Genomic DNA, 14,048 nt, shown 5'->3' with positions numbered 1-14,048 from the left:
TTACGCCAGCCGTGCGGCGGCGCGCGTCAGAAGCCCGCGGAACCAGGCGCGGCCGCGCCGTCCGTCCGTCGCCGGGCTCCAGTAGGCGTCGATGAACAGCTGCTTGCGCGGATAGGCGATCTCGACGATGCGCAGCCGTGCGGCGCGCATCAGCTCGCGCGCCACCTTGCGCGGCACCAGCGCGACGCAGTCGGATTTCTCGACGATGGCGCCCAGCACCAGGAAGTTGGGCGCGGTGCAGACCGGCGCGATCTCGAGCGGCGAGGTCGGCTGCAGTTGCGTGCGCATCTCCTGCGGCATGCGCAGCTCGCGCCGGAAGGCGACATAGCGCGAGGCCTGGAACTGGACCGGTGTCAGCCGTTCCGGGATCGTGCGGTTCCGGGCGGCGGCGATGCACACCATCTCGTCGCGCCACAGCGGCAGGGAGCCGACCCGCTTGCCCAGGGTCTCGCCGAAGGCGCGCGGGCCGATCATGAAATCGACCTGCGCCAGGTCCTCGGCGCGGCGCGTCGAGATCCAGGTGAACTCCAGCACGACATGCGGCGCCTCGCGCGCGCACATCTCCGAGAGGATCGGCGCCAGCAACTGCATGACGTAGTCGGCGGTGTTGATCACGAGATGCACCGCCTCGCTCGCCGGGTCGAAGGGCCCGGCCGGCTTCAGCAGCAGGTCGAGCTCGGCCAGCGTACGACCGAGCGGGCCGGCCAGCGCCTGCGCCCGATCGCTCAGCCGCGCGTTGCGGCCGGGCGCGACCAGCAGCTGGTCGTCGAAGGCGGCGCGCAGCTGGCGCAGCGCCCGGCTGACCGCCGGCTGGGTCATGTTGAAGGCGCGCGCCGTGCGCGTGACGCTGCGCGTGCGCAGCAACTCGTGCAGCACCGGCAGCAGGTCGAGATTCATCCGGCGCAGGCGCGCCGCGAGGTCGCGCTCGCCCACCGTGGTTCCATAACCGCTCGTTATGCGTTTCATGTCCCGATTGACCGTTTCGGCATGCTCGCGCGGTGGCTACCGTCCTGGCAAGCGAAGCCTCGGGGAGGGGCGCATGGCGGCACGCACGGGCAGTCAGTTTCTCGCGGGCCTGCGCGATCAGCGCGAGCTGTGGATGGGCGGTGGCCGGGTCGGCGCCATCGCCGAGCATCCGGCGCTGGCCGGCGCGGCGCGCGCCATCGCCGAGGTCTTCGACCTGCAGCATCGCGCGGGGAATGAATGCCTGATGCCGGATCCCGAGACCGGCGAGCCGATCGCCGTCAGCCACATGATCCCGGCCAGCCGCGCCGACATCGAGCGGCGCCATCGCGGGCTGGAACGCATCGCCGAGTACTCGATGGGCCTGATGGGCCGCACGCCCGACTACATGAACGTCACCTTCGCCGGCTTCGCCGGACGGCGCGACGAATGGGCGATCAACGGCAACGAGCAGGGCGCCGAGAACCTGGTGCGCTACCAGAAGAAGCTGCGCCGCGAGGACATCTCGCTCACCCACACCATCGTCCACGCCAATGTCGACCTGGCCAAGGGCAAGTACCCGGTGGGCTTCGATCCGGTGCAGCTGCACAAGGTCGAGGAGACGGCGCACGGCGTCGTGGTGCGCGGCTCGCGCGTGCTCGCCACCTTGGCGCCCTTCGCCGACGAGCTGGCGGTCTATCCCGGCGGGCCGATGCCCGATGCCGCGCCCCAGCATGCGCTGAGCTTCTGCATTCCGATGGACACGCCGGGGCTGAAGTTCATCTGCCGCGATCCGGTGTCGGTCGCCACCGACCGCTTCGAGCATCCGCTGTCCAGCCGCTTCGACGAGCAGGACGCCTTCGTGATCTTCGACGACGTCGAGGTGCCGCGCGAGCGGCTGTTCATCGACGCCAACCTCGCCGTCTACAACTCGGTGATGAAGACGAGCTGGTGGCCCAACATCATGCAGCAGACCATGATCCGGGCGCAGACCAAGCTCGAGTTCGCCTATGGGCTGGCCAACCGCATGGCCGAGGCGCTCAACGTCACCGCCCAGCCGCAGACCCAGCAGCTGCTGGGCGAGCTGTTCATGTACGCGGAGTTCGCGCGCGCCTCGGTGTTCGCCGCCGAGCAGGGCGCGCGCGAGTACGGCAACGGTCTGTGGTGCTGCGACCTGCGCCCGCTTTCGGCCCTGCGCGCGGCGCTGCCGACCTGGTTCCCGCGCGTCAACGAGATCATCCGCATGATGGGCGCGCACAACCTCCTGACGACGCCCTCGCGTGCGGCGCTCGCCGACAAGGCGCTGCGGCCGCTGATCGACAAATACCTGCCGGGCGTCGGCATCGATGCCGAGCAGCGCAGCCGGCTGTTCCGTCTCGCCTGGGATTTCGCCGGCACGGCGCTGGGCAGCCGCAACGAGCAGTACGAGCGCTTCTATCTCGGCTCGGCCGGCCGCGGCCTCACCCAGGCGCATGGCCAGGCCGACCGCACGCGGGCCAGCCGACTGGTCGACCGCTTCCTGCTGGAGGATCTCGACTACTCGCCGCCCTTGGGCCCGTAGAACACCACCCAGACGCAGAACTCGGGCGAGCAATCCTCGAAGCGGTGCACCGCGCCGGCCGGCGCGAACAGCACGTCGCCCGGCGCGCACTCGTGGCGCCCGTCGTTGCAGACGAAGCGGCCGGTGCCTTCGTGCACGACGTAGAGCTCGTCCTGGTCGTGCGGCGTCTGCGGGTCGGGCTGCGGCGGCTTGTAGAAGCGCAGCTCCATCGAGCCATGGCCGAACAGGAAGGCCGACAGACGCGGGCCGCCCGTCGCCGGATATTTCGAGCGCGCTTCCGCCACCGTCGCCCGCGCGCCGTCGCGCATCGCCGCACCGCCCATCGCCGCCTCCGTGCAAAGCGGCGACGAGCCTAGCCGATGCCTCGAATGTCCCTGCCGGGAATATTGTCCCTCAATGCGCCACCAGCTTTTTCAGCCCGTCGAGCACCTTCGCCCAGTTGTTGCTGCACTCCTCGAGCTTCTCGGTCGGCACGTTCTCCTCCGACACGGTGATCTTGGTGCGCCGGCCGCTGCGCTCGAGCTGGTAGGTGACGCGGTGATGGTTCTCCGGCGCGTCGGGCTCGCCCGACATGCTGCTCCAGTGCGTAAAGGCCAGGCACTTGCGCGGCGCGATGGTCTCGATCGTGCCCTTGTCCTCGTAGCGCTGGCCGTCGTGCTCGCCGCTGAAGCGGATCTCGCTGCCCTTCTTCCAGTCGGTCTCGACCTCGGCGCCGAACATGTATTCACGGACCAGCTCGGGGGTGGTCAGCGCGTGCCACACTTCAGCCGGCGTGGCCGAGATCACGGCGGATGCTGACGCGATGTTCTTGTCCATGGGGCTGCTCCTTCCGTTGGGCGACCTCGGGGGTCTGGAAGGAGGTGGGAACGGGATGTGGCGAGGATGGGGCAGGTTGCAGAGGCAGCAGCAATTCTACAGCGGCAGGCCCCGCGTCAGCCTCGGCTGGTCGCCCACCGCGCCCATGGCGTGGCGCATGAAGAAGCGGCGCAGCGGCGGCAGGCGGTTGACGGCCGCGAGGCCGAGATCGCGCGCCAAGCGCACCGGCGCAATGTCGTTGGAGAACAGGCGGTTGAGCGCGTCGGTGGCGGCGACCAGCGCGAGGTTGTCGACGCGGCGCCAGCGCTCATAGGCCTCCAGGGTCGCGGCGCCGCCGATGTCGAGGCCCAGGCGGCGGGCATCGACGACAACCTCGGCCAGGGCGACGACGTCGCGCAGGCCGAGGTTCCAGCCCTGGCCGGCGATCGGGTGGATGGCATGTGCGGCGTCACCGACCAGCGCCAGGCGCCGGGCGATGTAGCGCTCGGCGTGCATCAGCGAGAGCGGGTAGTGATAGCGCGGCCCGACCGGGCGCACGGCGCCGAGATGCGAGCCGAAGCGCTGCGCGAACTCGCGCGCGAAGGATTCATCATCGAGCTTCAGCAGGGCGGGAACGAGATCGACGCGCTCGCTCCAGACGATCGACGAGCGATGCGCGCCGGTCGCGGGATCGTCGGTCATCGGCAGGATGGCGAAGGGCCCGCCGGGCAGGAACTTCTCGTGCGCCACGCCCTTGTGCGGCTGTTCGTGCTCGGCGACGCAGACGATGGCGGCCTGCTCGTAGCGCCATTGCAGGGCGCCGATGCCGGCCTGCTCGCGCAGCGCACCGAACTTGCCCTCGGCCGACACCAGCAGCGGCGCGCGCAGCACGCGCCCGTCGGTCAGGCTCACCGCGGCGGCGGCGTCGTCGCGCGTGATCGTCGCCGTGGCCGCCGGCGCGATGAGCGTCGCCGACGGCATCCCGGCCAGGCGCTTGAACAGCGCCAGACGGATGAAGCGGTTCTCGACGATGTGGCCCATCGGCTGCGCCGGATCGCGTCCCTCGGCCAGCTCGCGATGGTCGAAATGCAGGTGCAGCAGCGAGATGCGCGCTTCCGACGCGCCCGGCTCGAGGCGGCCGTCGGAGATGCGGATATCGTCGATCGCCGCGGCATGGGCGGCGAGCATCGGCCAGACACCCAGTGCTTCCAGTGCGCGGCGCGCCGCCGAGGCGATGGCGGTGGTACGCCCGTCGAAGGGACCGGCGGTCATGGTGTCGACCGCCAGCCGGTCGATGATGGCCACGCGCACGCCGGCCGAGGCCAGGGCGATGCCCAGCGTGGCGCCGATCAGGCCGGCGCCGACGACGATCACCTCGTGGCGGCTGTCGTTGTCCATGGCCGGACTTCGCACCCTGGACGGCGCCGGCGCAAACGAAAAAGAGCGGGCCGAGGCCCGCTCTTGAACGCTCGCGGGACGAAGGAGGGTTCGGTCAGAACGCCTTGGAGATCGAGAAGTACGGCCGCACCTTGCAGAACCGGGTGTTGGCGCATTCCGCCTGGCTCAGCGAGGTGCCGATCACCTGGGCGGTGAAGTCGAGGGTGAAGGCGGTGACAGTGACGCCGGCGGTGAAGTCCCAATAGTCGGGCGAGCCGAAATTGGCATTGCGCTCGATCGACTGGTGACCGACCGAGGCGGTCAGCTTGACCGCGATGTCCTTGTGGATCTCGAACGGCAGCGGCACGGCGACGTAGACCGCCTTGTACCAGGCGTTGCCCGAGTTGAAGAAGAAGTTCGGCGAGAAGTTGATCTTGGCGCCGAGGCTGGCGAAGCCGAAATCGTAGCTCGCGCCGAGCGCGAACTCGGTGAAGTTGGCCTGCAGCCCGGCGTTGATGCCCGGATAGAAGTAGCCGATGTAGCCGAGGTCGATGACCAGCTTGTCGTCGAAGAACGTGGCCTTGGCGCCGGCGACGATGTCGATCTCGACGTGCTCGTTGATGTCGGTGGCGAAGTTCAGGTTGCTGCCCCACACGCCGGCATAGAGCGAGATCGGCTTGAAGATCGGCACCTCATAGGTCAGGCCGCCCTGGACCGCGAAGTCGCGCGAGGTCTGGGAGATGCCACGGAACGAGTACTCGTTGGCGACCGTGACGATGCCGGTGATGTCGCCGCCGAACGGTCCGGTCGGCGTCTTGGCCGGGGCCTGGGCGAAGGCCGGCGCGGATACCGAAAGCGCCGTGGCGACGGCAACGGCCCAGATACGATTCATCATCTCTCCCCTCTGTGCGCTGAGTGCGGCGCAGCGTGCGTGCACCGATTCACTCGGGGGCCTAATGGCAAGCGGCATGCCATGCCGTTGGCGCAGCGCAGGAATCGGCGTTTGGTCGCGCGAAGCGGCAGCAGCCTGTGGCGACACCGCCACAGGCTGCTGCCGCAATGGGCAGGCCCGCCTCGCCGAGCCCCTGCGGCCCGCCTGTCGCGATACGAGCCGCCGGCCGGAGTGGCGCCGGATCTCGCCGCGAACCGGGCGGGCGCCCGATTCATGGGCAGTCTGACCGCTCTGCGCCCGCCGCATGGGCGCCACTCCCGGCCGATCTGCCTGCGCCGCTGGCACGAAACTTGATTAACCGGTTGGCGGATACCGAACGGGGTGTCCGGCCCGCCCGGCGCGAGTCCGGCCGGCGGCTCAGATCAACAAGGGGACAGTCGATGAAGCTGGTTATGGCGGTCATCAAGCCCTTCAAGCTCGACGAGGTCCGGGACGCCCTGACCGCGATGGGCGTGCAGGGCCTGACGGTGAGCGAGGTGAAGGGCTTCGGTCGCCAGAAGGGGCAGACCGAGATCTACCGCGGTGCGGAGTATGCGGTGAGCTTCCTGCCCAAGATCAAGGTCGAGGTCGTCGTCTCCGATGCGCAGGTCGAGCCGGCGGTCGAGGCGATCAAGAAGGCCGCCGCCACCGGCAAGATCGGCGACGGCAAGATCTTCGTGCTGTCGATCGAGCAGGCCGTCCGCATCCGCACCGGCGAGACCGGCGGCGACGCGCTGTGATGGAGGGGAAGACAATGAAGCATCGCATGAAGGGTCTGGCGCTGGCTGCTGGTGGCGCGGCGCTGACCGCCGCGTGGACCGTCTCGGCCCTTGCCCAGGCGCCGGCCACCCCGCCCGCCGCGCCGCCGGCGGCCGCAGCCGCGAAGCTCGATACCGGCGACACCGCCTGGATGATGACCTCGGTGGCGCTGGTCCTGTTCATGACCATCCCCGGCCTGGCGCTGTTCTACGGCGGCATGGTGCGCAGGAAGAACGTGCTGGCCACGGTGATGCAGAGCTTCGCCATCTGCTGCCTGATCTCCGTGCTGTGGATGATCGTCGGCTTCAGCCTCGCCTTCACCGGGGAAGGTTCCTACATCGGCAGCCTGTCGCGCTTCTTCCTCAAGGGCATGGAGATCGACAAGGCGCATTCGCTGGCGGCGACCATTCCCGAGCCGGTCTTCATGATCTTCCAGATGACCTTCGCGATCATCACCCCGGCGCTGATCGCCGGCGCCTATGCGGAGCGCATGAAGTTCAGCGCCATGCTGTGGTTCACCGGCCTGTGGTCGATTCTCGTGTACTCGCCGATCGCGCACTGGGTGTGGGGCGGCGGCTTCCTCGGCGGCGCCGGCGTGCTCGACTTCGCCGGCGGCACCGTGGTGCACATCAACGCCGGTGTCGCGGGCCTCGTCTGCGCCTACGTGCTGGGCAAGCGCAAGGGCTACGGCACCGACAACATGGCGCCGCACAACCTCGTGCTGTCGGTGGTCGGCGCCTCGCTGCTGTGGGTCGGCTGGTTCGGCTTCAACGCCGGCTCGGCGGTGGGTGCCAATCCGAACGCCGGCATGGCGATGGCCGTGACGCAGATCGCCGCGGCCGCCGCGGGCCTCAGCTGGATGTTCGCGGAATGGGCGCTGCGCGGAAAGCCCAGCGTGCTCGGCATCATCTCCGGTGCCATCGGCGGCCTGGTGGCGATCACCCCGGCGGCGGGCTTCGTCAACGCCACCGGCGCGCTGATCATCGGCCTGGTCGCCGGCGTGGTCTGCTTCTGGGGCGCGACGTCGCTCAAGAAGATGCTGGGCTACGACGATTCTCTCGATGCGTTTGGTGTGCACGGCGTCGGCGGCATCGTCGGCGCGATCCTCACCGGCGTCTTCGCCGTCGAAGCGATCGGCGGCAAGCCCGGCCTGATCGACGGCAACCCCGGCCAGGTTCTGGTCCAGCTCGAGGGCATCGTCGCCACCGTCGTCTGGTGCGCCGTCATCACCTACGTGATCCTCAAGATCATCGACGTGACCGTCGGCCTGCGCGTCAACCAGGAGCAGGAGGTCGAGGGCCTCGACATCAACCTGCACGGCGAGACCGTGCACTGAGCCCGGCCGGGCGCGGCCCAAGACCACCAGGTCCTCCGCGTCCGCCTGAAAGTTCCCTCCGCCGTCGGGCTTCGCACACCCGCCGGCACCTGAAGGCCCGATGCTCCGGCATCGGGCCTTTTTTCGTCTGCCTATGGATTGATCACAGAATGCCCATGAGACGGGCGATTCTCGGCTTTCGCGTGGAATGACAGCCTGCTATCGGTGGTCAAACTGTCGGCGCCCTGCTTGTCGGCGAGGCGGCCACGGAGGGAGCAGTCGATGAAGCTCATCAGCGCGATCATCAAGCCGTTCAAGATCGACGAGGTGCGCGACGCGCTGACCGGCATCGGCGTCATGGGCCTGACGGTCAGCGAGGTCAAAGGCTATGGCCGGCAGAAGGGCCAGACCGAGATCTACCGCGGCGCCGAGTACGTCATCAGCTTCCTGCCCAAGGTGAAGATCGAGGTCGTCGTCGCCGACACCGAGGTCGAGCGCGTCGTCGAGGCGATCAAGAAGGCGGCGCATACCGGCAAGATCGGCGACGGCAAGATCTTCGTCTGGCCCTGCGAGCAGGCGATCCGCATCCGCACCGGCGAATCGGGCACTGACGCCCTTTGAGGAGCTTCTGTCATCCCGAGCCCAGCGAGGGATCTTGCGGCAGCGAAGGATCCCTCGCTGCGCTCGGGATGACAGCCGATTCAATCAAGAAGCAAAAGGGGGGAACCATGGGTGCAATCGCGCGTGGCCTGGTGGTCGCGACTGTCGGCGGCCTGATCGCCAGCCCGGCGCTGGCCCAGCAGGCGCCGGCCAAGATCGACAGCGGCGACACCGCCTGGATGATCGTCGCCACGTCCTTCGTGCTGCTGATGAGCCTGCCCGGCCTGGCGCTGTTCTACGCCGGCATGGTGCGCAAGAAGAACGTGCTGGCGACCACGGCGCAGACCCTGGCGACCGCCGGCCTGGCGACCGTGCTGTGGGTGATCCTCGGATACTCGCTGGCGTTCTCGGGCAGCGGCGACTGGATCGGCGATCTCGACCGCTTCCTGATGGGCGGGCTGACGGTCGAGGCGATCCATCCCAACGCCAAGACCATCCCCGAATCGGTCTTCGCCTTCTTCCAGATGACCTTCGCCATCATCACGCCGGCCCTGGTGCTGGGCGCGGTGGCCGACCGCATGAAGTTCAGCGCCATGCTGTGGTTCATGGGGCTGTGGCTGCTGGTGGTCTACGTGCCGCTGGCGCATTGGGTGTGGGGCGGCGGCTTCCTGCAGAGCGACGGCGTGCTCGACTTCGCCGGCGGCATCGTCGTGCACATCAATGCCGGCATCGCCGCCCTGGTGGCGGCGGTTGTGCTGGGCCCGCGCCGCAATTACGGCCAGGAGAACATGGCGCCCTACAACCTGGTGCTGGCGGTGATCGGCGTGTCGCTGCTGTGGGTCGGCTGGATGGGCTTCAACGGCGGCTCGGCCGTGGCCGCCGACGGCCGCGCCGGCATGGCCATGCTGGTCACCCATGTCGCGGCCGCCACCGCGGCGCTGGCCTGGATGTTCGCGGAGTGGCTGACCATGGGCAAGCCCAGCGTGCTGGGCTTCATCTCCGGCGCGGTGGCCGGGCTGGGCAGCATCACGCCGGCTGCCGGCTATGTCGGCGTCGGCCCGGCGCTGATCATCGGGCTGGTCGCCGGCGTGCTGTGCTTCTACGCCTCGACGGCGCTGAAGAAGCGGCTGGGCTACGACGACTCGCTCGACGTCTTCGGCGTGCACGGCGTCGGCGGCATCGTCGGCACCATCGGCGCCGGAGTCTTCGCCGCCAGCTTCATCGCCGGGCCCGAGGTCAAGGGCCTGTGGTTCGACGGCAACGGCAAGCAGGTGCTGACCCAGCTCAAGGGCATCGTCGTCTGCCTGGTCTGGTCGGGCGCGCTGACCTGGGTGATCCTGATGGTCGTCAAGGCGACGATCGGCCTGCGCGTGACCAACGAGCAGGAGATCGAGGGCCTCGACCTGCATCTGCACGGCGAGCGCGTGGAGTAAAGCGTCTTGCCTTCCCCCTCCGGGGGAAAGTGACCGAAGGGCGGAAGGGAGATGTCGAAGGCGAACACCGATTTCGTTGAGGCATCCCCCTTCCGTCGCTCCGCGACACCTTCCCCCTCCGGGGGAAGGTAAGATCAAGGCCACGATCGCGCCGTTTTCCCGGGCGATGTGGTAGACAGCGCCGGCGCCGCAAGAATGCCGGCCCGCCCTCTCGGAGTCGCGCCATGATCACATCGTTTCCCTCGCGCGTTGCGCTCTCGCTCACCCTCGCCGCCGTGGCGCTGGCCGCCTGCGGCGACATGGGCTCGTCGGGCCGCGCCCCGGCCGGCGGGGGCTTCTACGAAGCGGCCGATCCGGTGGCCGACGGCGTGTCGTCCGCCTTCCGCCGCCCGATCCGCGAGGGCGATGTGCAGAGCGTGCTGGCGGCCCATGTGCGCAGCCCGGTCTACCGCGAGCTGGCCCAGCAGACCCTGCGCAAGAACAACTGCCCGCCGTCCGGCACCTGCACCGTGCGCACCCTGCTGGTCCGCGTCGACGGCACCGGCAAGCCGACCAGCGAGCCGCCCTCCTGCGGCCTGATCGTCAGCCAGATCAGCGGCCAGAGTCTGCAGTCGATGCGCTGGGAGCGCAGCTCGGGCCCCTGTGGACGCACCTGAGCTTCTGTCAACAGGCTTTCATAAATCGTTTACATCCGACGGCTAGAGAACCTTCGCGCCCGCAACATCGGCGTGGAGGTCAGGCATGCTCGTGCTCGAAGGTGTTTCGCGTCGCTTCGGCACCAAGCTTGCGGTCGATGACATCAGTCTTCAGTTCGGCGACGGCGGCTTCGTCGGCGTGATTGGCCGCTCCGGCGCCGGCAAGTCGACGCTCCTGCGCATGATCAACCGGCTGGTCGAGCCCAGCGCCGGGCGCATCGTGCACGACGGGCTCGACGTCACGGCGCTGAAGGGCGCCGAGCTGCGTGCCTGGCGCGCCCGCTCGGCCATGATCTTCCAGCAGTTCAACCTGGTCGGCCGGCTCGACGTGCTGAGCAACGTGCTGATGGGCCGGCTCAACAAGGTCTCGACGGCGCGCGCCGTGCTCAAGCTGTGGTCCGACGAGGACAAGGCGCTGGCGCTCGCCGCGCTCGAGCAGTTCGGCATCGCCAATATCGCCGCGCAGCGCGCCGAGCAGCTGTCGGGCGGCCAGCAGCAGCGTGTCGCCATCGCCCGCGCCCTGGTGCAGGAGCCCGACCTGATCCTCGCCGACGAGCCGGTGGCCTCGCTCGATCCGCGCAACACGCGCCTGGTGATGGACGCGCTCGCGCGCATCAACCGGCATTTCGGCATCTCGGTTGTCTGCAACCTGCATTCGCTCGACCTTGCGCGCGAGTACTGCGACCGGCTGGTCGGCATCGCCCATGGCCGCGTCGTGTTCGACGACGTCCCGGCGGCGCTCACCGAATCGATCGCGCGCGACCTCTACGGCCTGGAGGCCGACGAGGTGATCGACGCGCCCGCGCCCGTGCCGATGCCCGAGGGCATCGCCGTCGCCGCCGCCTGAGGTGTCTTCGTACCCCCTGCTGGAGACCTGACATGTTCGACCGCCGCCATCTGCTTGGCCTTGCCGCCGGCACCTTCGTGCTCGCCGCCGCGCCGGCCTTCGCCCAGAGCTGGAAAAGCAGCTACCCCGAGCTCGTGATGGCGATCGTGCCGGCCGAGAACGCCTCGGGCGTCACCGAACGCTTCGGACCGTTCATCGAGTACCTGTCCAAGGAGCTCGGCACCAAGGTCACCCTGCGCATCGCCAACGACTATGCCGCCGTGATCGAGGGCCAGCGTGCCGGCAACATCCACATCGGCTTTTACGGTCCGGCCGCCTATTCGCGCGCCTTCATCACCGGCGTGAAGGTCGAGCCCTTCACGACGGCGCGCAACAAGGATGGCTCGCTGGGCTACTACTCGGTGACCTATGTGCTGGCCAAGAGCCCGTACCAGAAGATGACCGACCTCAAGGGCAAGACCCTCGGCCTGGTCGATCCCAACTCCACGTCGGGCAACCAGGCGCCGCGCTTCTTCCTGGCGCGCGACGGCTACGACGTCGACAAGTTCTTCGGCAAGCACGTGTACGCCGGCAGCCACGAGAACGCCGTGCTGGCGCTGGCCCAGGGTACGGTCGATGCGGCCGCGAACTGGTGGAACGACGACGACGATTCCAACCTCACGCGCATGCTCAGGAAGGGCATGCTCAAGCACGCCGACGGCACGCCGATGAAGTACGAGGATTTCCGCATCGTCTACAAATCGGAGCTGTTGCCCAACAGCCCGTTCGCCTATCTCGCGTCGCTGCCCGCCGACCTGAAGTCGGCCATCGCGAAGGCCTTCATGGAGTCGCCGACCAAGGCCACGGCCGCCTTCCACAGGCTGTCGGACGGCAAGGATCGCGAATTTGTGTCGGTGAAGCACAAGGACTACGAACCGACGATCCAGATGATCCGCTACGTCGACGAGATGCGCAAGAAGCGCTCGTAAGCGCGACGTGACCACCGCGATCCAGCGCCTGCCGGAGGCGCAGGAGCAGGTTCTGGCGCGCGCCTATGCCCAGGCCGTCTCGGCACGGCGCATGCGCGTGGCGCTGGGCGGCGTCATCCTGATCGTCCTGATCGCGCTGTCGGCGCGCACCAGCGAGGTCGATGTCGGCACCTTCGTCGCACGCATCGGCAGCGTCGGCGACTATTTCGACCGCCTGCTGCGGCTCGATAGCGGTCAGCGCGTCTGGACCGATGTCGGCGAGTGGTTCTGGGGCCTGGGGCGCTGGAGCCGGCTGCTCTTCGACACGCTGCTGATCGCCTGGCTCGGCACCTTCCTCGGCGCCATCGGCGGCTTCTGCCTGTGCTTCGTCGCGGCGGAGAATCTCACCAGGTCGCGCGCGCCGCGCTTCGCCGCGCGGCGCTTCCTCGAGAGCTGCCGCACGGTGCCGGAGATCGTCTTCGCGCTGATCTTCGTCGTGGCCTTCGGGCTCGGCGCGCTGCCCGGCGTGCTGGCGATCGCGATCCATACCGTGGGTGCGATGGGCAAGCTGTTCGCCGAGGTGGTCGAGAACATCGACATGAACCCGGTCGAGGGCGCCACCGCATCGGGCGCGAGCTGGACGCAGACCGTGCGCTTCGCCGTGGTGCCGCAGGTTCTGCCGAACTTCGCCTCCTACGCGCTGCTGCGCTTCGAGATCAACGTGCGCGGCGCCGCCGTGATGGGCTTCGTCGGCGCCGGCGGCATCGGCCAGGACCTCGTCGAGTCGATCCGCAAGTTCCATTACTCCGATGTCAGCGCCATCCTGCTGATCATCATCGCCACCGTGATGGTGATCGACCTGCTGACCGAGCGGCTGCGCCATCACCTGATCGGGGTGACGCGATGAAGAGCCCGTTGCGTCTCGCTGCGACCGGCGATCGCGCCGGCTTGCACGACCGCCATCCCCTGGTCTTTCGTCCCTCGCCCAGGTCGCGCGCGATGGCCATCGCTGTCGTGCTGGGGGCGCTGGCGCTCACGATCTATGCCATGTGGCGGCTCGACTTCTCCTTCGACCGCATCGGCACCGGCCTGGTGCAGCTCGGCTACTTCCTCCATCTGATGGTGCCGCCCAGCCACGGCGGCAAGCTGACGCTCTATCTCGGCGCGCTGGCCGAGACACTCGCCATCGCCTTCCTCGGTACCTTGCTGGCGGCCGTGCTGGCACTGCCGGCCGGCGTGCTGGCGGCCAAGAACGTGGTCGCCAACCGCATCCTGCACTTCTTCATCCGCCGCAGCCTCGACACGGTGCGCGGCATCGACACGCTGATCTGGGCGCTGATCTTCGTCAGCGCCGTGGGCCTGGGCCCCTTCGCCGGCATGCTGGCGATCGCCGCCGCCGATTTCGGCGCCTTCGGCAAATTGTTCTCCGAGGCGATCGAGAACAGCGACCGCAAGCCGGTCGAGGGCGTGCTCGCCAGCGGCGGCGGCGGGCTGCAAGCCGTGCGCTTCGGCGTGCTGCCTCAGGTCTTCCCCGTCATGCTGAGCCAGGTGCTCTACTACATCGAATCCAACACGCGCTCGGCGACCATCATCGGCATCGTCGGCGCCGGCGGCATCGGCCTGCACCTCGCCGAGGAGATCCGCACCCTGGAATGGGACCGCGTCGCCTTCCTGGTGCTGATGATCCTGATGACCGTGGCGGCCATCGACTTCATCTCCGCCCGCCTGCGCTTCGCCATCATCGGCCGGCGCGCGAGCGCGCCGGTCTGAGGCGGCGCGACCCGACCGGCTCTTCGCCGGCGACAACCAACCCCGAGGAAGCCCTGGCGGCACCGAACAGCTACCG

At 68.6% G+C, this 14,048-nt stretch carries 15 protein-coding genes; 10 read left to right on the top strand and 5 right to left on the bottom strand.

The window, feature by feature from the left end:
* The gene (locus KF889_09510) at positions 1-966 is read right to left on the bottom strand and encodes a LysR family transcriptional regulator (protein ID MBX3499669.1); all 966 of its coding nucleotides are present in this window, start codon (positions 964-966) and stop codon (positions 1-3) included.
* Between the two features lie 73 nt (positions 967-1,039).
* Here KF889_09510 and KF889_09505 point away from each other — a divergent pair, with 73 nt between their 5' ends.
* Entirely contained in the window at positions 1,040-2,503 is a 1,464-nt protein-coding gene (locus KF889_09505; GenBank protein MBX3499668.1) for a 4-hydroxyphenylacetate 3-hydroxylase, read from the top strand.
* On the opposite strand, the gene KF889_09500 is transcribed toward KF889_09505, so the two are convergent.
* The 4 genes from KF889_09500 to KF889_09485 all read right to left on the bottom strand — a co-directional run bounded on the left by KF889_09500 (position 2,479) and on the right by KF889_09485 (position 5,567).
* The gene (locus KF889_09500) at positions 2,479-2,811 is read right to left on the bottom strand and encodes a cupin domain-containing protein (GenBank protein MBX3499667.1); all 333 of its coding nucleotides are present in this window, start codon (positions 2,809-2,811) and stop codon (positions 2,479-2,481) included. The two genes, KF889_09505 and KF889_09500, sit on opposite strands and share 25 nt — an antisense overlap.
* A gap of 85 nt (positions 2,812-2,896) precedes the next feature.
* Positions 2,897-3,319 (bottom strand): SRPBCC domain-containing protein, encoded by a 423-nt coding sequence (locus tag KF889_09495; GenBank protein ID MBX3499666.1) that lies wholly within the window; start codon positions 3,317-3,319, stop codon positions 2,897-2,899.
* Positions 3,320-3,415: 96 nt separating this feature from the next.
* Positions 3,416-4,696 (bottom strand): UbiH/UbiF/VisC/COQ6 family ubiquinone biosynthesis hydroxylase, encoded by a 1,281-nt coding sequence (locus KF889_09490; protein ID MBX3499665.1) that lies wholly within the window; start codon positions 4,694-4,696, stop codon positions 3,416-3,418.
* A gap of 94 nt (positions 4,697-4,790) precedes the next feature.
* Positions 4,791-5,567, bottom strand: coding sequence for a TorF family putative porin (locus KF889_09485; protein ID MBX3499664.1), 777 nt, complete (start codon positions 5,565-5,567; stop codon positions 4,791-4,793).
* 440 nt (positions 5,568-6,007) lie between these two features.
* On the opposite strand from KF889_09485, the gene KF889_09480 reads away from it, so the two are divergent.
* From KF889_09480 to phnE (KF889_09440), 9 genes are all read left to right on the top strand, one after another.
* Complete coding sequence (locus KF889_09480) at positions 6,008-6,346, top strand: P-II family nitrogen regulator (GenBank protein ID MBX3499663.1); 339 nt, start codon at positions 6,008-6,010, stop codon at positions 6,344-6,346.
* A gap of 26 nt (positions 6,347-6,372) precedes the next feature.
* Positions 6,373-7,701 (top strand): ammonium transporter, encoded by a 1,329-nt coding sequence (locus KF889_09475; protein MBX3499662.1) that lies wholly within the window; start codon positions 6,373-6,375, stop codon positions 7,699-7,701.
* A gap of 261 nt (positions 7,702-7,962) precedes the next feature.
* Positions 7,963-8,301, top strand: coding sequence for a P-II family nitrogen regulator (locus KF889_09470; protein MBX3499661.1), 339 nt, complete (start codon positions 7,963-7,965; stop codon positions 8,299-8,301).
* 107 nt (positions 8,302-8,408) lie between these two features.
* A complete protein-coding gene (locus tag KF889_09465; GenBank protein ID MBX3499660.1) occupies positions 8,409-9,713 on the top strand; it encodes an ammonium transporter in 1,305 nt (434 codons plus the stop codon).
* Positions 9,714-9,937: 224 nt separating this feature from the next.
* Entirely contained in the window at positions 9,938-10,369 is a 432-nt protein-coding gene (locus KF889_09460) for a hypothetical protein (protein MBX3499659.1), read from the top strand.
* 85 nt (positions 10,370-10,454) lie between these two features.
* Positions 10,455-11,255: a phosphonate ABC transporter ATP-binding protein gene (gene phnC, locus KF889_09455; GenBank protein ID MBX3499658.1), complete on the top strand. Its 801-nt coding sequence runs from the start codon at positions 10,455-10,457 to the stop codon at positions 11,253-11,255.
* A 32-nt stretch (positions 11,256-11,287) separates the two neighbouring features.
* Entirely contained in the window at positions 11,288-12,223 is a 936-nt protein-coding gene (gene phnD / locus KF889_09450; protein MBX3499657.1) for a phosphonate ABC transporter substrate-binding protein, read from the top strand.
* 7 nt (positions 12,224-12,230) lie between these two features.
* Positions 12,231-13,109: a phosphonate ABC transporter, permease protein PhnE gene (gene phnE, locus KF889_09445; protein MBX3499656.1), complete on the top strand. Its 879-nt coding sequence runs from the start codon at positions 12,231-12,233 to the stop codon at positions 13,107-13,109.
* A complete protein-coding gene (phnE, locus tag KF889_09440; GenBank protein MBX3499655.1) occupies positions 13,106-13,972 on the top strand; it encodes a phosphonate ABC transporter, permease protein PhnE in 867 nt (288 codons plus the stop codon). The genes phnE (KF889_09445) and phnE (KF889_09440) overlap by 4 nt, the downstream gene beginning before the upstream one ends.
* Positions 13,973-14,048 lie beyond the last annotated feature (76 nt).

The sequence above is a fragment of the Alphaproteobacteria bacterium genome, from assembly GCA_019635875.1.
GTDB lineage: Bacteria > Pseudomonadota > Alphaproteobacteria > Reyranellales > Reyranellaceae > JAFAZJ01.
Note: the sequence above shows the minus strand (reverse complement) of the source record. Positions and strands in the feature narration are given on the sequence as shown.